This window comes from Bacillus sp. GW823-FHT06B01 (genome assembly GCF_058952315.1).
This window is the reverse complement of record NZ_JBXAHR010000002.1, coordinates 632,296-649,700: the sequence shown is the minus strand read 5'-3', so window position 1 is coordinate 649,700 and position 17,405 is coordinate 632,296. Positions and strand designations below refer to the sequence as shown.

Here is a 17,405-nt window from a genome sequence, read left to right as displayed (position 1 = left end):
AATAAACAAATCATTACCGCTCCACTCTTCACCTCATCTATAGTCAACAACATATTTTTACCAAATATTATTTTTTTGTTTACACACCGTTCATCATTCCTTCATATAAGAATAGTATGTTCAAAGTGTAGAAAATATATCGTATCGAGGTGTGGACATATGATATGGCTCATTCTCTTCTTACCTGCCGTAATGGTCTGGGCATTCGTTCTCTTCATCCACGTCAAATCCGGAAAAAGTAATCATCATTACCATGAACCGCTAATCTTTTACTCACAACGTATTTCTCCGTTCCGAGTTGAACATAATAAAAACAACTACAAAGACGAAACAGAAAAAAGCTATCGAAAATGATAGCTTTTTTTCTATAACTATTTTCAAACAACCCGATTCGTAAAAACTAATAATCCGCGAGGGATTCCCCCGCGGATTATTAGTTTTTATTTTGTTGGTGGATCAAATTTCACACCTACATCTTTTGATCCGCCTTCACTTCTTACAAGCTGTATAATTTTATTCGCTTCTTTTTGTGAATGCTTTGCTGCTTTCACAGTTACTTTAATGTCAGTTCCATCAGCTCTTACAAGGGCATCTTTATATCCTCCTTGAGACTTAATCACTGTCTCAAGTAATTCTTGCTTCGTTTCCATTGTAGTAATTGCATCAAAATTATCTTTCGCTTTACTCTTTTCTGTTGCTGAAGATTTTGCTGAATTCATCACTTCTTGTAATCTTGATTTTTGTTCACTTAGCTGATCTTCCATTTGCATACGTAACGCTGTGAAATTTTCATCACTTGATTGAACTGTTACGTTAGCATCTTTTTTACTTGTTTCTTTTTGAGCACTCTCTTTTTTGTCTGTTTCTTTATTTGATGTTTCTTTGCTTGTAGTTTCTTTTTTTGGCGTTTCTTTCGGTGCTTCATTTGTTACCGCTTTATCAGTACCTTGTTTTTCTTGTCCAATCTTTTCACCTGTTGCCGGCGATGCAGTATTCATTTTGTCAGGAGTTGTTACGTAATAAACAGATAGTACAACAACTAAACTTAACATCGTTAATAGCCAAACCGTTTGTTTTTTTAACACTTGATTTCCTCCCTATCAATTTTTCGGCGAAACTGAAACACGATGAGCTGGTACATCTAGCAGCCGTATTACAGCTTCTTTTACCATCGCTTTAACTTGTATATTATCCACTCCCTTTGCTACGACAAGGACACCTCGCACTTTCGGTTTCTCTGTTCGCAAAACAACGGGAGTTTCTTTATCACCTTCACGTATAATAACTGTCTTTTCATCAAGGGACTCATCTTCTACTTCCCTCTTACCACCTGTCTTATCTGTTTCACCTGTTGTTTGTGAACGTTTCACTGTATTTTTTTCTAATATTTTTTCTTCTGATGAATCTAAATTCACTTTAATCGTTACATCTTTTACTCCCGCTATTTCTTCTAAGGCTGCTTTTAATTCTTGTTCATACGCTTTTTCATATTTTTCTACATTTGAAATATTATCGTTATTTTTTTGTCCAAAAGTTGGTACGTCTTTTTCTTGGTTTTGCGTTTTTTGTTCTTTAAATACAGGTACTTCTTCTTTTTTTCCTGAAAAGAAATTACTAGAAAACATAAGCAAAATCCCAAGTATGAGTAGGACAAGTAAAAACTTAGGTGTTACCTTTTTTCCCTTCTCATTGCTTTCTTTTTCATCCCCATTCAATAAGTTTCGAAAAAATGAGAACTTCGAATTTTTATCTTTATTGTCCATTTACTCTACCTGTCCTCCCTTCCATTTGAACTTGGATTTGTTTATTCTCTAGTTGCCACCTGCTTGAAAAGAAGTCTTTCATTTCCACATTCGTTTCTTCTACTTTTTTCGGTGGTTCTTTCGTGTTAATTTCAACTGGTTTTACTGTTTCGATTGCATCATTTTTACTACGTTCTTTTTCTTTCAGCGTCACAACAACAGTTTGAATATCTTTCGCTGACTTTACTTCCGCTGTACTTTCCGCTGCGACTATTTGTATTTCAGAGACTGTCATACCATACTTTTTCTCGAATTCTTTTCCTACTTCTTTTTTCATTTTGGTAGCCATCTCTTCTAAACTATATGCACGTGTTAGAGCTTGTATTTCTTTTTTCTTCGAATCTATTGAATTTTTTACAGATCCTTCTGCTACATACTTCTCTTCATTAAAATTTGCGATTACTTCATTCACATCTGTTTGCAATAGTTTAAAAAGAGGCGTTAAGATTAAAACAACTAATAATAGACTTACAACGAATTTGACGTACTTTTGCAAATTAGAATTTGGAAGAATAAGATGCAGCATTGTCGCTAAGAGTAAAAAAACGATAATATTTCTAATCCACTCTGTAACAAATTGCATACCCTTCACCTCCTACCGCATCATAAGTGTAATGTTCCCCGCAGCAATAATAATTGTGATACTTAAAAAGAACATAAATGATACGATAGCTAAGCAAGCAAATACATAAATAATGCTTCGCCCGATAATATCTAAACATTGAATAATTGCTCCGCTGCCAACTGGCTGTAATACTGCTGCTGCAAATTTATAAATAAACGCGATACAAAAAATTTGAATCGCTGGAAAAGCAACAATTAAGCATAGAATGACGAGCCCAATAATTCCGACTGTGTTTTTTAATAATCCCGATGCACTAATAACGGTATCCGCCGCCTCTGTAAACATTCTTCCTACTACGGGAATAAAGTTCCCTGTTACAAATTTAGCAGTTTTCACAGCGATTCCATCAGCAACAGCTGTCGCTGTTCCTTGTACAGATAATACCCCTAAAAAAATCGTTAAAAAAATACCGATAATCCCAACGCTAACGTTTTGCAGAAGCTTGGACAATTTCGTAACTTTATATTGATCACTCATCGTACTTACAATACTTAATATCGTTGCAAGTAATAAAAGTGGTAGAACGATATAATTCATCAAAAGCCCGCTCGTGTTCATTAAGAAAATGATAATCGGATGAAAAAACGATACAGATACAACACCACCTCCAGTTGCTATGAGTGCAAGCAAGATTGGCAATAGCGCTAATATGAAATCTACCATTGTTTGTATCGTTTCTCTTGCATATGTCATGACGACATAAAAACTATTTAATGCGAAAATAATCAGTACCATATATACAACAGCATCGGCAATTTTACTTACACTACTCTTTGAAAATGCAGATTGCAGTGATTGCAACAATGCACTAAAAATTGTAAGCATAATGAGCGTTCCAAGCAGCTTCCCATTTGCAACAAGCTCATGAAATAAATACTTTAATAAACCTAGCATCCACTCTTTTACAGAAATTTCTTTTTCTCCCTTTACAAACTCCATAAAGCTACCTTTTTGACTCTCTGGTAAATAACCTCCATATTTTGTAACAAGCCCGTCCCAAAATTGCTTCACATCTTCAATTCCGAGCTTATCCAATTGTTGATCAACGACGTTTGTTTCTACAGGAGAAGCTTGTACAACAACCGGTAAAGAAAAGAAAAGGAAGCAAGCAAATAGCAGCTTAGCTCCAAACCCCCTCAACATTCACTCCCCCTTATCCCGTCGGTAAAAATCCGAGAATAGTTTCAATGACAACCGTCAAAATCGGAATCGCCATTACTAGAATTAGGATTTTTCCAGCTAATTCAATTTTCGAAGCGATTGCCCCCTGCCCTGCATCTTTTGTAATTTGCGCTCCAAACTCAGCAATATACGCAATCCCAATAATTTTTAGCAACGTTTCTACATATACGTTGCTAACTTTCGCTTCACTCGCTACCCTCTCAATCATTTGTAAAATAGAGTGAATTTGATCAATTAAAAGAAGAAACATCACGCTACCTACGAACACAATAAATAACGACGTAATGCTAGATTTATGCTGATTCAATACAGCTGCTAAAAACGTAGCAACGAGGCCTAATCCGACAATTTGTATAATTTCGATTCGAACCGCCTCCTTTACTGGAAGAGAAAGACACTCTTAATCTTGTCGAATAGCGTATTAATTAAAAATGCCACATGAAATAAAATAACGACAAAACCGACAAGGATAACCCAATTTGCAATATCCTCTCGCTTTAATTCTTTTAGTACGGTATGAATGAAAGCTAAAACAATGCCGATTCCGGCGATTTGAAATATTAATCCAACATCAATGGACATCGCCTTTCTCCCTCCTATAGCAGTAAAATTACGATAAGTAGCCCCGCTAGTACCCCTAAGCTCTTAATCATTTTTTCATATTGCAGTTGTAACGCTTTCGCTTCTTCTTCTTCTCTCTCTAAATGTGTAATGCATAAGCGTATATGTTTTTGTTGTGATTCACGATCATGCTGTCCGAGCGTTTCGCCAAATTGCTGCAAAATTTCGTACTCAGTTTGTTGAAATGCTGTTAGCTTCCAATTTTCTTTCAAACTATCTATCCAAGCTTCTCTTACTGTTTGTTCTCCGCCTTCTAGCCTTCTAGCAAAACTTTGAAATATCCAATTTAACGGCTTAGGCATTTGTTTCACTAATCGCTCGGCAGCTTCAGACAAAGGTGTGTGCCCATACATAATTTCTGCCTCTAATGATTGAAGTGCCGCTTTTAATAATCTAAGTTGCCTTGGTCTCTCACTGTATCTTTTAGCGTATGAAAATCCGAAAAAGGTGCTGACCGCAACGATTAACACTGCACCAAATATTTTTACCATACGCCCTCAGCCTTTCTATGAGGTAATACCGATTTTCCATATTTATCTTTTACTTGCATAACTGTTCCTGGCCCTCTTGCTTTTGATAGCTCCACAAACCTATCAAATATACCGAGCTCCAGCACCGCTTTTAGTGATGGACGTTTCACAACATCATCATAAGAAAATCCATGTGCGCTTATAAAAAGCTGAACCCCAGCATGCACCGCCTCCATAATTGCTTCACTATCTTCTTTACGTCCAATTTCATCTACAATCAAAACATCTGGACTCATAGAACGAATCATCATCATCATTCCTTCAGCTTTTGGACATGCGTCTAACACATCTACTCGCGCTCCAAAGTCATATTGCGGAATACCTTTCACGCAGCCTGCAATTTCTGACCGCTCATCAACAATCCCCACTTTACAAGAAGGAATTTTCGACGCACTTACACCTTGACTCATGCAACGTGCTACATCTCTTAAAAGTGTTGTTTTCCCCGTTTGGGGTGGGCCAATTACCATCGTGTTTAACCATCGTGATTCATACAAATACGGCAAAAGTGGTTCAGCAATTCCTATTTTTTGACGAGCGATACGAATATTAAAGGAAGAGACATCTCGAATCATTTTCACTGCGCTTTTTTCTGTAATGACTTTTCCAGCTAAGCCGATTCTATGTCCTCCTCGAAGTGTCACATACCCACGTTTTAATTCCTCTTCCATCGTATAAATTGAGAATTGACTTAACTTATTCAATAAGTAAATGGCATCCTCTGCTGTAACGGTATAGTCATAAAAAAACACTTCGCCATGAGCAATACACTCTAGCGGTCTTCCAATTCGAACACGAATTTCCTCTAGAGCATCGCACCACTTACAACTTTCCACTAGCTGCTTCATCGTTTTCGGTAAAACTTCTAATACTTCTTTCATCAGCTTCTCCCCACTATACTCGACTTACTATTTCAACAACGCGATAAAAATGCAGCCAATTCCAAGCGCTAGAAAAAAGAGTTTCAAGAAAGAAATCTCACTTGCCACACTCGCTATGCCTATTGTCATTGTTAAAATTAATACGGTCGGTCCAACAAACGCCAACATACCATTTATAAACAATGCTTTCTTCGCATCATTCACATAAAGCATAAGCAAAGCGGCGAATATTTCCGCGCTACCTGAAAACAACCGAAGTAACCCCATTACAAGCACGGATGTTTCCATTGCCGCTAGCCACTGTTTCATTCTCCCACCTTCTCCCATAACGGTTACTAGTGCGTATGCTAAAAAAGAATATATTTGTACAACCATATGCAGAGGTTGTCTATTTCAGAATTAAAAACATAACTTTTCTCTAACACTTTTATTAAATCTGAATATTCCTATTATTTTATGGTATATTTAATTTAAAAGGGGTATAGACGATGCAACACGTTACTTTAGTACCACTCGATTTACGCTATGCAAATGTGATTTTCAAGCTATCAAGTGATCCACACGTAAAAAATGCATTAGGAATAAAAGTAGAAAAGATCGAAGACACGAAAGCATTTCTTCTTTTCGTAATAGAAGAAGAGCGCCAAAAGAGGTCTTTATCGAGAATGATTGTAAATGAAGAAAACGAAATAATTGGTCTCACCACACTTAAACATATTAATTATGAGAAGAAACAATCTCACATTGGTAGTTGGCTCGGCTATCCATACTGGGGAAAAGGATATAATGAGGCTGCTAAAAAAGAAATCTTTAAAATTGCTTTTTTAGACTTACAACTTTCCTACGTATTTGCTGGAGCTAAAACGAATAATGTCCGTTCGTTAAAAGCACAAGAAAAACTGCCTTATATTTCATTGCATGTGGAAGATAGATTCCCTGGTGAACATTCTGCCTTAGAGAATGAAGTAAAATCTTCTTGTGTACTACATGTCGTGTCACGTGAAAAATTTCTAAATTGGCTAGACCTACAAAAGGAGAAGGAAAAATATGAAGGTAGTAAAAATTAGTTTAACTGTCGTAGTAGAATTAGCTCTTATTTATCTTTTTTCATTATTGGTCGGTTGGTCATTTATAGAGGCCTTTTTCCTTGGTAGTTTAGCAATATTTGCAATTACGTGGCTAATTATTATGAGTAATCATAGAAACAACATTACAGATCATGCCATCAGTAAAATACTGACTGGCGTTGAGACTGGCGAGATAAAACCATTTCAAATTGTTTTGACCCCTTACATTATGGGTACCCTTTCACTTGTCTTAGTCAGCTTTGTTATAACCACGATTTATTATTTACCCTATTTCCTATAAAAAAAGCACTCGTGATGATCACGAGTGCTTTTCTACTATGCACGAGAAACGTATTTACCTTCACCAGTGTTGATGATAAGCATTTCGCCTTCGTTAATGAAGATTGGTACTTGTACAACAAGACCAGTTTCTAATGTAGCTGGTTTTGTTACGTTAGAAGCTGTATCGCCTTTAATACCAGGCTCTGTTTCTGACACTTTTAATTCAACTGTGTTCGGAAGTTCAACACCAAGTACTTCATCTTGATATGTCATAATAGATACTTCCATGTTTTCTTTTAGGAATTTAAGTTCGCGCTCGATTTGGTTTTCACCAAGTTCGATTTGTTCGTAAGTTCCGTTATCCATAAATACGTGAGACTCACCGCTCGCGTATAAGTATTGCATACGACGGTTTTCGATGTGTGCTTTTTCTACTTTTTCACCTGCACGGAATGTTTTCTCTTGAACAGATCCTGTGCGAAGGTTACGTAGTTTAGAGCGAACGAATGCAGCACCTTTACCTGGCTTTACGTGTTGGAAATCCATTACTTGCCAAAGGGCATTGTCCACTGAAATTGTTAAACCTGTACGAAAATCGTTTACTGAAATCATGTAAAAAAATCCTCCTGTATATTACAAAATAATAAGTTCTTTTGGTGATTTCGTAATTACTTCATTACCTTCACTTGTTACAATGATATCATCTTCAATACGTACGCCGCCAATACCTGGAATATAAATACCTGGTTCTACTGTTACAGCCATACCTGGTTCAAGAACTGTATCAGAACGGAACGCTAAACCTGGTGCTTCATGGATTTCAAGACCGATTCCATGACCAGTAGAGTGTCCGAAGTATTCACCGTATCCTTTTTCCGTTATGTAATCGCGCGTTAACGCATCCGCTTCACGGCCTGTTAAACCAGCTTTAATACCGTTCACACCACGTAATTGTGCTTCTAAAACGATATTATAAATTTCTTTCAATTTATCAGATGGTTCACCAACTGCGATCGTACGAGTAATATCAGAGCAATACCCTTTGTAATAAGCGCCGAAGTCTAATGTAACGAAATCTCCTGTTTCTATCACTTTTTCAGATGCCACGCCGTGCGGTAATGCCGAACGAAGACCTGAAGCAACGATAATATCAAACGAAGAAGATGTTGCTCCTTGTTTTCTCATGAAAAATTCAAGTTCATTTGACACTTCAATTTCAGATACTCCCGGGCGAATGAATGATAGAATATGTTCAAAGGCAGCATCTGCAATCTGTGCAGCTTCCTTTAATATCTTAATCTCTGAATCAGTCTTTATCAAGCGTAACTTTTCTACAAGCCCAGAAGTTGGGATAAATTCAGCATCGATTACTTCTTTATGCGCTGAATAAGAACTATATGTAAGAGTATCTTGCTCAAAGCCAAGCTTTTGAATTCCCAGTTCCTTCACTTGCTTTGCAACTTCATCAATGATTAATCCTGCATGCTGTACAATCTCGTATCCAACCGCTTGTTTACTAGCCTGCTCTACATAACGGAAATCTGTAATAAATTGAGCATGATTTTTCGAAATCAGTACAACACCAGCTGTTCCTGTGAAGTTAGCCATATATCTACGACTATGTTCATTTGTTAACAAAATACCGTCAATACCAGCCTCATCAAATGCACTTCTTACTCTTTCGATTTTCTCCATTACTTTATGCCTCCCTCAATTTCTCCATTAATGCAAATAACGCTAACTTATAGCCATAAAAACCAAATCCAACAATTTGTCCCGCACAAACAGCTGCCGTCACAGATTCGTGACGGAACGACTCACGCTGGTGAATGTTAGAAATATGTACTTCAATAACAGGAATCGAAATGCTCGCAATTGCATCTCGAATCGCATAGCTATAATGCGTAAATGCTCCAGGATTTAAAATGATCCCTTCATATATATCTTCCGCCTCATGAATACGATCGATAATCGCACCTTCATGATTCGATTGGAAACATTCTAACTCCACTCCCATTGTTTCTGCTTCTTGCTTCATATCTGCTTCAAGTGTCGCTAGCGTGCCCTTTCCATATACATTTACCTCCCTGACACCGAGGCGATTTAGGTTAGGACCGTTTACGAGGAGTACCTTTTTCATATGTTTAAAACTCCTTAATATTAAATATCTATACAACATTTTAACATAGGAGTCACTTATTTGAATAGTTTGTCTTCTCTTCCCCTTCTCGCTCAGCTTTATTGGTATTTACTGCGTAGGAAACAGAGTATGCTATAAACACACCATACAATATAAAAATACATATCGTCGTCACAATTGTTTCTTTCGGTAAATGGAGTGCACTTTTAATGGCAGGCGCTATTAATCCCATTCCGAAAAATAGTAACGCCCACCAAAATAGCCCATAAATCATCCCTGGAATAATTCCTTCAAACTTTGCCAAAAACGCTTTATACAAAAAGGCAATTAAAATCGAAAGTAGTCCCATACAAACAATTCCTGACACATTGCCCCATACCCCTTCTTTCCAGCTTCCAAAGGCAAATGGTAAAAGTAAATAGTTCGGTCCTGCTTCCGTAAATGAAAATATATGAAGGAAATACCATATCCCCCCCCAAAAGATTCCACCAAATAAACCAATTTGTACAAAATTCCTTGTTCCTAATTGTTCTTGACTCACATCGACACCTCCGCTCAATAGTATGCCCGAAACTATTTTGAACCATGTTTAAATACTGCGAAATTTGTCTATAAAAAGAATAAGAAATGTCCGACTCTCTTAACATTTTTCCTTGTCATATACTTGTATTTGTCGATAAAATAAAGGAAACTCGGTGATTGTCTTATTTCAAAATGACAGAACCCAGTATGACAATTGCCTCTTTTTCTACATAAGAGAGAAACAAATACAGGTTGGTGTTAACATGGCAGAAGAGTCAAAACAAATATATGGCGGGCAAGCAGTCATAGAAGGAGTTATGTTTGGCGGTAGAGAATATACTGTTACAGCGGTTCGTCGTAAAGACAAATCGATTGAATTTTATCGATTACCACGCGTTCGTAATAAAGCATTATCTATCCTGAAAAAAATTCCATTTTTACGAGGGATTGCCGCTATTGTGGATGCAAGTGCGAATGGAGCAAAACATTTAAACTTTGCTTCAGAACGATTTGATGTCCACCCAGAAGAAGACGAACAAATTGCAAATAACAAAGAAGAACAATCGAAATTAACGATGGTATTAGGAGTTGCAGCAGTTGGCGTTTTATCTTTCATATTCGGTAAAGTCATTTTCACAGCAGTTCCTGCACTACTAGCTGAATTAACGAGACCGATTTTCCCTTCTCATACAGGGCAAATCATTGTCGAAAGTGTCATTAAGCTCATGCTATTATTGAGCTATATATACTTTATTTCTTTAACCCCACTTATTAAGCGGGTATTTCAGTACCATGGTGCGGAGCATAAAGTAATTAATGCCTATGAGAATAATCTTCCAATGACTGTAGAAAATGTTCAAAAACAAACTCGCCTTCATTATCGCTGTGGCAGTAGCTTTATTATATTTACAGTCATTATTGGAATGTTTGTTTATTTCCTTGTCCCTACAGATCCACTTTGGGCCAGAGTCGTAAACCGAATTTTATTAATTCCAGTCGTACTCGGCATTTCTTTTGAAGTGTTACAATTTACAAATCGATTACGCGATATTCCAGTATTACGCATACTTGGATATCCCGGACTATGGCTGCAACTATTAACAACGAAAGAACCAACAGATGATCAAGTGGAAGTAGCCATTGCATCGTTTGAAGAATTATTACGTTTAGAAAACAAACAATAATTATTTAAAATTGGTGTTCAACTCCTTTCCTCATCGTTAATATACTAATTTTAATATATGTTTTTAGGAGGTGTCCCTTATGAACGGTCGTTCGTTTACATTCGCTATAGTTATGCTTATTATCGGATTAGCAATATTCGGCCTTGTCTCATCTGTCATTACAAATCCAATGGGTGTATTAAGAAATATCGGGTACATGTTACTTGTTGTCGGTATCTTTTATTTGCTATACAAGATGTTTACAAATTCTAGTGGTTCTGCAAATTCGCGAAGCTCTTATAAGCGTGCAGCGAAACAATCGAACCGCAAACATGGGAAACAAAATGTAGCACCCCTAAGCAATTCTTTATTTAAATCAAACGCTTCTAATGACAAAGGGAAAAAAGGCGCTCCTTCCACTTTGAAGCGAAAAAGAAAACAATCTCATTTAACTGTTATTGAAGGTAAAAAAAACAAAAAGAAAGACCGTGCTTCCTTTTAGGAAATACGGTCTTTTTTTATATTTTGCAGTACTTCTTTCAAACTTTTATCTTTCATACTTTCAATTCGAAGGTGATGATTTTCAAATGGTAAATTCCGTGTCACATCATTAGGTACAACAACGCACTTTAATCCTGCTGCAATCGCTGCTTTTAATCCGTTTAACGAGTCTTCAAATACAACAGCTTCAGACGGATCAATCCCTAAATCTTCTATTGCAATTCGATAAAGTGCTGGATCCGGTTTTACCTTCTCAACATCTTCCCTTGTTTTAATGACTTCAAAATAATCTCGAATTTGTAGCTCTTCCAAAAAAGAAGTAACCCATTCTCTAGATGAACTGGAAGCTAATGCGATTTTCAATCCCATTTCTTTCGCTTCCTCTAAATATTCTTTTACCCCGTCACGAGCTTCTGGTATTTTCATTTTCTCTTTATGTAAAGTTTTCACTTTTTCTTTTAATGCATCCTTGTTAAACTTCTCTTTTAATTGCTCATTTAAATATGCATATAGTACATCATCTGTCGTTCCAATACATTTTGCAAATTCCTCTAAAGGTAACTCCCCACCGTACTCACGAACGGCGTCTCTGAAAGAGTGAAACCATATTGTTTCTGTGTCCACAATTAATCCATCAAAATCAAAAATAATTGCTTTCATAATTTCCCCATCCTTTTCGGTTGAAATAAAAAAGGAAACGACATACGTTCCCCCTTAATTACTTTTCTCTTCATTTGCTTTTTGAACGCCACGAAGTGTTTCCACTCGAATCTCATCTTGTTCAAAATATTGCACTAGATCACCAATACGGTCAATTGCTTCCCAACTTAAATGATGTTCAATTCCTTCTACATCATTGTAAATTTTACTTTCATCCAAACCGATAATACGCATAAATTGCTCTAGCAAGTCATGACGGTATACGAGACGCTCTCCGATTTTTTTACCTTTTGATGTTAATACAAGCCCTCTATATTTTTCATAAATTAGATATTCATCTTTGTCTAATTTTTGCACCATTTTTGTTACAGAGGATGGATGTACACTCAGCGCTTCAGCAATATCAGATACGCGGGCATAACCCTTTTCATCAATCAACAAATAAATTTGTTCAATATAATCTTCCATACTAGGGGTAGGCATCGGTTTCCTCCATCCAATTTCATTTTGCTCATTCCGTACGAAGCAATCAATAAAATGATACACCAGAAAGAATAACGTGACAAGTTGAAAACAAGCCTAAATATATAAAAGAAAAAAGAACTTGCATTCCAATACAAGTTCTTTTCATGTAAAATATTGAATTTCTGCGTTAGGAAAAAAGTGATGAATATATCCTCTAATCGTTTCTTCCAATACTTCCGCATCATCTTTTTTATATACGTATTTCCCGATGCCGTATCGTCCCCATTTATATTTACGCTTTTCTTCATCCATTTCCAGTTTCGTATTCGGATAACGCTCTTGAATGACCTTTTTTGCTGGTTTTGTAAAGCGATGTTGAATTAATTCAAATGTTAAATTCGGTATCGACAAATCTTTTAGCGCATTGTACAGTCGCTCAAATAGTTCACGGTATCCTTCTTCCCATCCTTCATGCATATAAAGTGGCGCAACTATAAACCCAAGTGGATAACCCGCACCTGCTACTTTACGAGCTGCTTCAATTCGTTCTTCAAAAGGTGATGTCCCCGGCTCAAATTTTTTGATTACATACCGTGAATTAATACTAAATCGAAAACGAGTTTTCCCATTATGTTTTGCATCTAATAAATGATCAACGTGCGAATATTTCGTAACGAAACGTAAACGCCCATGCTCACTTTCTCCAATGAATTCAATCGCCCGCTTTAATGCATGTGTTAAATGATCAATTCCAACAATATCTGATGTACAAGCCGCTTCAAATCGTGTTATTTCAGGTGCTCTTTCATCCATATACTGCTTTGCCTTCTCAAATATTTCATCAAGATTGACATACACGCGAACGTAAGGCTTACTCCCAAGTGTCGTTTGCAAATAGCAATAATGACAATGTCCCATACACCCCGTTGCGAGCGGGATTGCATATTCAGCTGACGGTTTTGACGTATCAAACTTTAATGTTTTCCTCACCCCAACGACAAGTGTTGCCTTTGCATTACGATACTTTTGCAAGTCATTTTCACCTGGCAAATTTCTAATTTGATTATGGGATGTCGTTTCACGAATTTCTAATCCTATCTTCGTAAACTTCTCATACAGCTCTTTTCCAAGCGGATATTCGAGTGCCTTCGGTTCAAAGTAAACGAGTTTTGGCATAAATGGTTTCATATACTTCCCTCCTCTCGTTAGTATGGGAAACACTGAAAATTTAACACGCATTAAAGTTTTCCACTTCAGTAACTTGCGTTGCAAGTTACTGAATGTTATAATTTGGATATCAGCTACCTTGCAACGCAAGTTACCTGAGTAAAAGGTGGTGAAATCATGCACAGCCAAATGTTAAAAGGTGTGCTCGAAGGTTGCATCCTATACATCATTTCACAAGAAGAAGTGTACGGATATGAACTGAGTACAAAATTAAATAAACAAGGATTTACATTCGTAAGCGAAGGAAGCATATATCCGTTATTGTTACGTATGCAAAAAGAAAAATTGATTGAAGGAACATTAAAAGCCTCCTCACTTGGTCCAAAACGTAAATATTATCACGTAACCGAGAAAGGATTAGAACAGCTTGAAGAATTTAAACAAAGCTGGGGAATGGTTTCAACTACAGTGAACAATTTATTACAAGGGGAGTGATAGGGATGAAGGCGAAAGATTTAATCGAACTAAATAACGAAAAGCGTAAATTATTAACTACAGAAAATGAAACCGCCTATAGTGACATGTTAATATACATTCGCTTAGCTAAAGTACCAGAATACCATGCGGAAGAATTGCTAATTGAAATTCTAGATCACCTTATTGAAGGGCAGCAAGAAGAAAAAACTGCTTATGATATTTTCGGCGACGACTTACAGGCATACTGTGACGAACTCATTGCTGCCCTACCGAAGCCAAGTTTATGGGAACAATTATCGATTCCTTTATTTATAACTAGTTATTTGTTAGCAATATACTTTGCAATTTCTTCCGTGATTGCATTGGTATTCCCCTTATTTTCAAATGAAACGCGTTTTAAATTTGTACACATTGATTTCATTTATCTGTTTGCATTTATACTGTCCATACATCTCATCATACGTTTCGTCTTTGACTTTATTAACACTGACTTATTTAAAAATAAAACAACTATTTGGAAACACGTAGGAAGTTTTTTAATACGCCATAGTCTATGGGTACTATTAATCGGTATTTCCTTTTTATTTATGAAACAGCCCTATACTACATTACAAATCTCACCTTGGATCGGCACTTTACTGGCTATCTCTTGCTATGCACTATACAAAATCTTCTTCAAAAAAGAATATTTAGACTTTAAAAAGGAGTAACGATACGATGACCGAAAAAGAAATGGTTAAGTTAAACAATGAAAAAAGAAAGTTATTAACATCTGAAAACGAAGCTGCTTATGGTGATATGTTATTATATCTTCGAATATCAAACGTACCCGAGCAACAAATGGAGGAACTGTTACTAGAAATATTAGATCATCTCATCGAAGCACAAGCCGAAAATAAAAATGCTTATGACATCTTTGGAGATGATTTACAATCTTATTGCGATGAACTTATATCAGCTTTACCAACCCAAACAAAGTTAGAAAAAACTTCTCTAATCGGTTTTGCTATTAGTTTACTTCTTGCTATACAGTTTGGAATCGATGCAATTGTTTCATTTTTCATTTTAACTTTTGGAAAGAATACGGAACACTTCACTCCAGCTTTTAGTGTCCCTGGAACTATTTTGTCTGTTTCACTCATTATTCTAGGAATACTGCTTATTTTGTATTTTTTAAAGCGTTACTCTTTTGATCAAAAAACGACTTGGAAAAGAAGAATTCTATTTGGATTTACGTTCGCTACTCCATTTTGCGCATCTGTATTTTTACATGTTTATTTTAAAAAACAACCTTATCTCATTTATCATCTAACCTTTTGGCAAAACGCCTTAATCGCTATCTCATTTTTTGTTTTATATAAATTACTATATAAAAAATCAAATTTTTAACAGCCTTTCAAAAGGCTGTTTTTCTTCTGTCTAATTTTACAAATTGAAAAATTTCATAAAGAAAATAAGAAAAATGCAAAATAATTAAAGTTAATTGTTGACGTGATGCTTTTATTATCGGTATCATAAATCTTCGTGAGCAATTATTTTTCGTTATACGATTTTTTTATTATTACTGAATTTTTGAGAGGAGAAATTAAATGTCAGTTAAGAAGAAAACGCAAGTACGCACCGGCAAAATGGTACGTGAACTAATGTTAGCAGACGAAGATGTAAATGCTTCGCTAATTATGGTATATAGTGAAAACGGTGTAAACGCAGAAATTAAAATCGAGGGCTTAACGCCAAAATGTAACGAAGAATTATTTTTGAGCGGAAACGTGGATTGGAACAAGAGTGTTATTTATAAAATTGTTGATTTCACTGGGAACGCTGAAGTTGGTAAAGTTACATTAACAGCGATGAACAAAAACAATGTTTCTCTAGAAGTTGAACGCGTTATGTGGAGCAAAGAGAATAAAGAAGCTGCTGAGCAAGAAGAAACTGTTGTAGAAGCTACTCCGAAAAAAGAAGTAGTTGTAGAAGCTCCAAAAGCAGTTACACCGGCTCCAAAACCTGTTACGCGAGTAGAAACACCTGCAGCACCTAAACCTACTCCGGTACCAACGCCGAAGCCAGTAAGTGTAGAAGCTGCTGTGGAATTATCTACTCCAGCACCTGTGAAAAAAGCAGTACCTACTCCAGTTACAAAGCAAGAGACAGCACCGGTCGCGCCTGCAAAACCGAAGCAACCTGCTTTGACTGAAACAAATACAAAACTACAAGAAAATTATGTGAAACTCGTGAAAAAGACAATTGAAGTTTGTCAAGATTACGAGCTTGGCATCGACATAGATGATTCTATTGAAGGATTAAAAAAAGAACTACAAAGCCAAGGTATTAGCGTTACATTTGACAAAGAAATTATGGACGTTGTAAATCGCCTTCGTTCTTTACAAGATAAAGGAATCAAAGTAGAAAAAGTACTTAATTTACTATAAAAAAATAAGAGGTGGCAATTGCCGCCTCTTATTTTTTATAGTTCCATTCCTTACTTTCATACTTCTCTTTTGCTAATGTTTGCACTTCATGTAATTGTTCTTCTGTTAATTCATATGGAACAAGTTCTACATCTAATCCTTTTTCAAACCCAACCTCAAACGCTTTAATTAACTGATCGATTGTAAACGTACGGTCTGTTAATTCATTAATTGCTACTGCTTTAGAAGAGAACATACTCTTCATACGCTCTTTTACACGTTCATTCGGGAATAAAAACAGATCATATAACTCATCTAAATCTATTTCTAACGGAATCGATCCGTGCTGTAAAATTACACCTTTTTGACGTGTTTGAGCACTACCTGCGATTTTTCTTCCTTCTACTACAATTTCATACCAAGATGGCGCATCAAAACATACGCCTGAACGTGGATTTTTTAAATTTTCACGGTCTGCTTCTGTTTTTGGAACTGCATAATAAGCTTCTAATCCTAATGCTTTAAAACCGTCTAGTAAACCTTGCGAAATAATACGATACGCTTCTGTAACTGTTTTTGGCATATTTGGATGATCTTCAGACACAATAACACTGTACGTTAATTCTTTATCATGTAGCACACCCCTGCCGCCTGTTTGACGACGAACGAATCCGTATTTCTTTTCGTTAACTACATCCATATTAATATCTTTTTCAACACGCTGGAAATACCCAACTGTTAATGTTGGTACTTCCCATTCATAAAAACGAATGGTTGGTGGCATTTTCTTTTCACTTTGCCAATTTAATAAACATTCATCTAACGCCATATTAAATGCCGGTGAACATTGACCAGAGTTAATATAACACCATTTTTCTTTTCCCATCCTGCACCTCATATAACCAATTATTT

Annotated in this window: 26 protein-coding genes; 9 read left to right on the top strand and 17 right to left on the bottom strand. The window is 36.2% G+C overall.

The window, feature by feature from the left end:
- Window positions 1–159: 159 nt before the first annotated feature.
- Window positions 160–354, top strand: coding sequence for a hypothetical protein (locus AC1Q8N_RS10470; RefSeq protein ID WP_002107729.1), 195 nt, complete (start codon window positions 160–162; stop codon window positions 352–354).
- Between the two features lie 86 nt (window positions 355–440).
- Here the strand turns inward: AC1Q8N_RS10470 and AC1Q8N_RS10465 are convergent, their stop codons facing one another.
- From AC1Q8N_RS10465 to AC1Q8N_RS10425, 9 genes are read right to left on the bottom strand one after another with little or no spacing between them, the layout of a single operon-like run.
- A complete protein-coding gene (locus AC1Q8N_RS10465) occupies window positions 441–1,085 on the bottom strand; it encodes a SpoIIIAH-like family protein (protein WP_048546387.1) in 645 nt (214 codons plus the stop codon).
- Window positions 1,086–1,100: 15 nt separating this feature from the next.
- Window positions 1,101–1,763 carry a stage III sporulation protein AG gene (gene spoIIIAG, locus AC1Q8N_RS10460; protein WP_493521182.1) on the bottom strand — a complete coding sequence of 221 codons (663 nt, stop codon included), beginning with the start codon at window positions 1,761–1,763 and terminating at the stop codon, window positions 1,101–1,103.
- Window positions 1,753–2,385, bottom strand: a complete 633-nt coding sequence (gene spoIIIAF, locus AC1Q8N_RS10455; protein WP_001161039.1) for a stage III sporulation protein AF — start codon at window positions 2,383–2,385, stop codon at window positions 1,753–1,755. Before spoIIIAF ends, spoIIIAG begins: the two co-directional genes overlap by 11 nt.
- 12 nt (window positions 2,386–2,397) lie before the next feature.
- Window positions 2,398–3,570 (bottom strand): stage III sporulation protein AE, encoded by a 1,173-nt coding sequence (spoIIIAE, locus tag AC1Q8N_RS10450; RefSeq protein ID WP_048546392.1) that lies wholly within the window; start codon window positions 3,568–3,570, stop codon window positions 2,398–2,400.
- 10 nt (window positions 3,571–3,580) lie between these two features.
- Complete coding sequence (gene spoIIIAD / locus AC1Q8N_RS10445; RefSeq protein ID WP_079998460.1) at window positions 3,581–3,964, bottom strand: stage III sporulation protein AD; 384 nt, start codon at window positions 3,962–3,964, stop codon at window positions 3,581–3,583.
- 23 nt (window positions 3,965–3,987) lie between these two features.
- On the bottom strand, window positions 3,988–4,191 hold the full coding sequence (spoIIIAC, locus tag AC1Q8N_RS10440; RefSeq protein ID WP_000020914.1) for a stage III sporulation protein AC: 204 nt from the start codon (window positions 4,189–4,191) through the stop codon (window positions 3,988–3,990).
- A 14-nt stretch (window positions 4,192–4,205) separates the two neighbouring features.
- On the bottom strand, window positions 4,206–4,721 hold the full coding sequence (gene spoIIIAB, locus AC1Q8N_RS10435) for a stage III sporulation protein SpoIIIAB (RefSeq protein WP_000238693.1): 516 nt from the start codon (window positions 4,719–4,721) through the stop codon (window positions 4,206–4,208).
- The gene (gene spoIIIAA, locus AC1Q8N_RS10430) at window positions 4,715–5,641 is read right to left on the bottom strand and encodes a stage III sporulation protein AA (RefSeq protein ID WP_098076657.1); all 927 of its coding nucleotides are present in this window, start codon (window positions 5,639–5,641) and stop codon (window positions 4,715–4,717) included. Before spoIIIAA ends, spoIIIAB begins: the two co-directional genes overlap by 7 nt.
- Window positions 5,642–5,668: 27 nt before the next feature.
- Window positions 5,669–5,950: a YqhV family protein gene (locus AC1Q8N_RS10425; RefSeq protein ID WP_000816054.1), complete on the bottom strand. Its 282-nt coding sequence runs from the start codon at window positions 5,948–5,950 to the stop codon at window positions 5,669–5,671.
- A gap of 179 nt (window positions 5,951–6,129) precedes the next feature.
- Between AC1Q8N_RS10425 and AC1Q8N_RS10420 the strand changes: the two genes are divergently transcribed.
- Complete coding sequence (locus AC1Q8N_RS10420; protein ID WP_098076660.1) at window positions 6,130–6,708, top strand: GNAT family N-acetyltransferase; 579 nt, start codon at window positions 6,130–6,132, stop codon at window positions 6,706–6,708.
- Window positions 6,689–7,009 carry a hypothetical protein gene (locus tag AC1Q8N_RS10415; protein ID WP_098076663.1) on the top strand — a complete coding sequence of 107 codons (321 nt, stop codon included), beginning with the start codon at window positions 6,689–6,691 and terminating at the stop codon, window positions 7,007–7,009. The genes AC1Q8N_RS10420 and AC1Q8N_RS10415 overlap by 20 nt, the downstream gene beginning before the upstream one ends.
- A gap of 35 nt (window positions 7,010–7,044) precedes the next feature.
- Here the strand turns inward: AC1Q8N_RS10415 and efp are convergent, their stop codons facing one another.
- From efp to AC1Q8N_RS10395, 4 genes are read right to left on the bottom strand one after another with little or no spacing between them, the layout of a single operon-like run.
- Complete coding sequence (efp, locus tag AC1Q8N_RS10410) at window positions 7,045–7,602, bottom strand: elongation factor P (protein ID WP_000626521.1); 558 nt, start codon at window positions 7,600–7,602, stop codon at window positions 7,045–7,047.
- A gap of 21 nt (window positions 7,603–7,623) precedes the next feature.
- Window positions 7,624–8,685: a Xaa-Pro dipeptidase gene (gene pepQ / locus AC1Q8N_RS10405; RefSeq protein ID WP_098076666.1), complete on the bottom strand. Its 1,062-nt coding sequence runs from the start codon at window positions 8,683–8,685 to the stop codon at window positions 7,624–7,626.
- A gap of 4 nt (window positions 8,686–8,689) precedes the next feature.
- Window positions 8,690–9,130 carry a type II 3-dehydroquinate dehydratase gene (aroQ, locus tag AC1Q8N_RS10400; RefSeq protein WP_000757087.1) on the bottom strand — a complete coding sequence of 147 codons (441 nt, stop codon included), beginning with the start codon at window positions 9,128–9,130 and terminating at the stop codon, window positions 8,690–8,692.
- A 52-nt stretch (window positions 9,131–9,182) separates the two neighbouring features.
- Window positions 9,183–9,671: a YqhR family membrane protein gene (locus AC1Q8N_RS10395; protein WP_000076890.1), complete on the bottom strand. Its 489-nt coding sequence runs from the start codon at window positions 9,669–9,671 to the stop codon at window positions 9,183–9,185.
- A gap of 244 nt (window positions 9,672–9,915) precedes the next feature.
- Between AC1Q8N_RS10395 and AC1Q8N_RS10390 the strand changes: the two genes are divergently transcribed.
- Entirely contained in the window at window positions 9,916–10,836 is a 921-nt protein-coding gene (locus AC1Q8N_RS10390; protein WP_000807116.1) for a DUF1385 domain-containing protein, read from the top strand.
- A gap of 79 nt (window positions 10,837–10,915) precedes the next feature.
- On the top strand, window positions 10,916–11,317 hold the full coding sequence (locus AC1Q8N_RS10385) for an SA1362 family protein (protein ID WP_493521181.1): 402 nt from the start codon (window positions 10,916–10,918) through the stop codon (window positions 11,315–11,317).
- Here AC1Q8N_RS10385 and AC1Q8N_RS10380 read toward each other — a convergent pair.
- From AC1Q8N_RS10380 to splB, 3 genes are all read right to left on the bottom strand, one after another.
- A complete protein-coding gene (locus AC1Q8N_RS10380) occupies window positions 11,314–11,976 on the bottom strand; it encodes an HAD family hydrolase (protein WP_048546402.1) in 663 nt (220 codons plus the stop codon). The genes AC1Q8N_RS10385 and AC1Q8N_RS10380 overlap by 4 nt on opposite strands.
- 54 nt (window positions 11,977–12,030) lie before the next feature.
- Window positions 12,031–12,459, bottom strand: coding sequence for a transcriptional regulator MntR (gene mntR / locus AC1Q8N_RS10375; RefSeq protein WP_001143070.1), 429 nt, complete (start codon window positions 12,457–12,459; stop codon window positions 12,031–12,033).
- Window positions 12,460–12,603: 144 nt separating this feature from the next.
- A complete protein-coding gene (gene splB, locus AC1Q8N_RS10370) occupies window positions 12,604–13,629 on the bottom strand; it encodes a spore photoproduct lyase (RefSeq protein ID WP_493521180.1) in 1,026 nt (341 codons plus the stop codon).
- Window positions 13,630–13,785: 156 nt separating this feature from the next.
- Between splB and AC1Q8N_RS10365 the strand changes: the two genes are divergently transcribed.
- From AC1Q8N_RS10365 to AC1Q8N_RS10350, 4 genes are all read left to right on the top strand, one after another.
- Complete coding sequence (locus AC1Q8N_RS10365; protein ID WP_048546407.1) at window positions 13,786–14,103, top strand: PadR family transcriptional regulator; 318 nt, start codon at window positions 13,786–13,788, stop codon at window positions 14,101–14,103.
- A gap of 5 nt (window positions 14,104–14,108) precedes the next feature.
- On the top strand, window positions 14,109–14,795 hold the full coding sequence (locus tag AC1Q8N_RS10360; RefSeq protein WP_098047931.1) for a DUF1129 family protein: 687 nt from the start codon (window positions 14,109–14,111) through the stop codon (window positions 14,793–14,795).
- A 7-nt stretch (window positions 14,796–14,802) separates the two neighbouring features.
- The gene (locus AC1Q8N_RS10355) at window positions 14,803–15,474 is read left to right on the top strand and encodes a DUF1048 domain-containing protein (RefSeq protein ID WP_098642278.1); all 672 of its coding nucleotides are present in this window, start codon (window positions 14,803–14,805) and stop codon (window positions 15,472–15,474) included.
- Window positions 15,475–15,674: 200 nt separating this feature from the next.
- Window positions 15,675–16,514 (top strand): hypothetical protein, encoded by an 840-nt coding sequence (locus AC1Q8N_RS10350; RefSeq protein ID WP_000111930.1) that lies wholly within the window; start codon window positions 15,675–15,677, stop codon window positions 16,512–16,514.
- A 28-nt stretch (window positions 16,515–16,542) separates the two neighbouring features.
- Here the strand turns inward: AC1Q8N_RS10350 and AC1Q8N_RS10345 are convergent, their stop codons facing one another.
- Window positions 16,543–17,379 carry a lipoate--protein ligase family protein gene (locus AC1Q8N_RS10345; protein WP_000514070.1) on the bottom strand — a complete coding sequence of 279 codons (837 nt, stop codon included), beginning with the start codon at window positions 17,377–17,379 and terminating at the stop codon, window positions 16,543–16,545.
- Window positions 17,380–17,405: the final 26 nt, after the last annotated feature.

What these genes read in the sequence shown, in the direction of transcription:
- efp (WP_000626521.1), bottom strand. Translation starts at nt 7,602, where the DNA reads ATGATTTCAGTAAACGATTTTCGTACAGGTTTAACAATTTCAGTGGAC.
- AC1Q8N_RS10360 (WP_098047931.1), top strand. Translation starts at nt 14,109, where the DNA reads ATGAAGGCGAAAGATTTAATCGAACTAAATAACGAAAAGCGTAAATTA.
- AC1Q8N_RS10355 (WP_098642278.1), top strand. Translation starts at nt 14,803, where the DNA reads ATGACCGAAAAAGAAATGGTTAAGTTAAACAATGAAAAAAGAAAGTTA.
- spoIIIAA (WP_098076657.1), bottom strand. Translation starts at nt 5,641, where the DNA reads ATGAAAGAAGTATTAGAAGTTTTACCGAAAACGATGAAGCAGCTAGTG.
- spoIIIAE (WP_048546392.1), bottom strand. Translation starts at nt 3,570, where the DNA reads ATGTTGAGGGGGTTTGGAGCTAAGCTGCTATTTGCTTGCTTCCTTTTC.
- AC1Q8N_RS10345 (WP_000514070.1), bottom strand. Translation starts at nt 17,379, where the DNA reads ATGGGAAAAGAAAAATGGTGTTATATTAACTCTGGTCAATGTTCACCG.
- spoIIIAF (WP_001161039.1), bottom strand. Translation starts at nt 2,385, where the DNA reads ATGCAATTTGTTACAGAGTGGATTAGAAATATTATCGTTTTTTTACTC.
- spoIIIAC (WP_000020914.1), bottom strand. Translation starts at nt 4,191, where the DNA reads ATGTCCATTGATGTTGGATTAATATTTCAAATCGCCGGAATCGGCATT.
- AC1Q8N_RS10365 (WP_048546407.1), top strand. Translation starts at nt 13,786, where the DNA reads ATGCACAGCCAAATGTTAAAAGGTGTGCTCGAAGGTTGCATCCTATAC.
- AC1Q8N_RS10380 (WP_048546402.1), bottom strand. Translation starts at nt 11,976, where the DNA reads ATGAAAGCAATTATTTTTGATTTTGATGGATTAATTGTGGACACAGAA.
- AC1Q8N_RS10385 (WP_493521181.1), top strand. Translation starts at nt 10,916, where the DNA reads ATGAACGGTCGTTCGTTTACATTCGCTATAGTTATGCTTATTATCGGA.
- splB (WP_493521180.1), bottom strand. Translation starts at nt 13,629, where the DNA reads ATGAAACCATTTATGCCAAAACTCGTTTACTTTGAACCGAAGGCACTC.
- AC1Q8N_RS10420 (WP_098076660.1), top strand. Translation starts at nt 6,130, where the DNA reads ATGCAACACGTTACTTTAGTACCACTCGATTTACGCTATGCAAATGTG.
- spoIIIAB (WP_000238693.1), bottom strand. Translation starts at nt 4,721, where the DNA reads ATGGTAAAAATATTTGGTGCAGTGTTAATCGTTGCGGTCAGCACCTTT.
- AC1Q8N_RS10425 (WP_000816054.1), bottom strand. Translation starts at nt 5,950, where the DNA reads ATGAAACAGTGGCTAGCGGCAATGGAAACATCCGTGCTTGTAATGGGG.
- AC1Q8N_RS10390 (WP_000807116.1), top strand. Translation starts at nt 9,916, where the DNA reads ATGGCAGAAGAGTCAAAACAAATATATGGCGGGCAAGCAGTCATAGAA.
- AC1Q8N_RS10470 (WP_002107729.1), top strand. Translation starts at nt 160, where the DNA reads ATGATATGGCTCATTCTCTTCTTACCTGCCGTAATGGTCTGGGCATTC.
- AC1Q8N_RS10415 (WP_098076663.1), top strand. Translation starts at nt 6,689, where the DNA reads ATGAAGGTAGTAAAAATTAGTTTAACTGTCGTAGTAGAATTAGCTCTT.
- mntR (WP_001143070.1), bottom strand. Translation starts at nt 12,459, where the DNA reads ATGCCTACCCCTAGTATGGAAGATTATATTGAACAAATTTATTTGTTG.
- pepQ (WP_098076666.1), bottom strand. Translation starts at nt 8,685, where the DNA reads ATGGAGAAAATCGAAAGAGTAAGAAGTGCATTTGATGAGGCTGGTATT.
- aroQ (WP_000757087.1), bottom strand. Translation starts at nt 9,130, where the DNA reads ATGAAAAAGGTACTCCTCGTAAACGGTCCTAACCTAAATCGCCTCGGT.
- AC1Q8N_RS10350 (WP_000111930.1), top strand. Translation starts at nt 15,675, where the DNA reads ATGTCAGTTAAGAAGAAAACGCAAGTACGCACCGGCAAAATGGTACGT.
- spoIIIAG (WP_493521182.1), bottom strand. Translation starts at nt 1,763, where the DNA reads ATGGACAATAAAGATAAAAATTCGAAGTTCTCATTTTTTCGAAACTTA.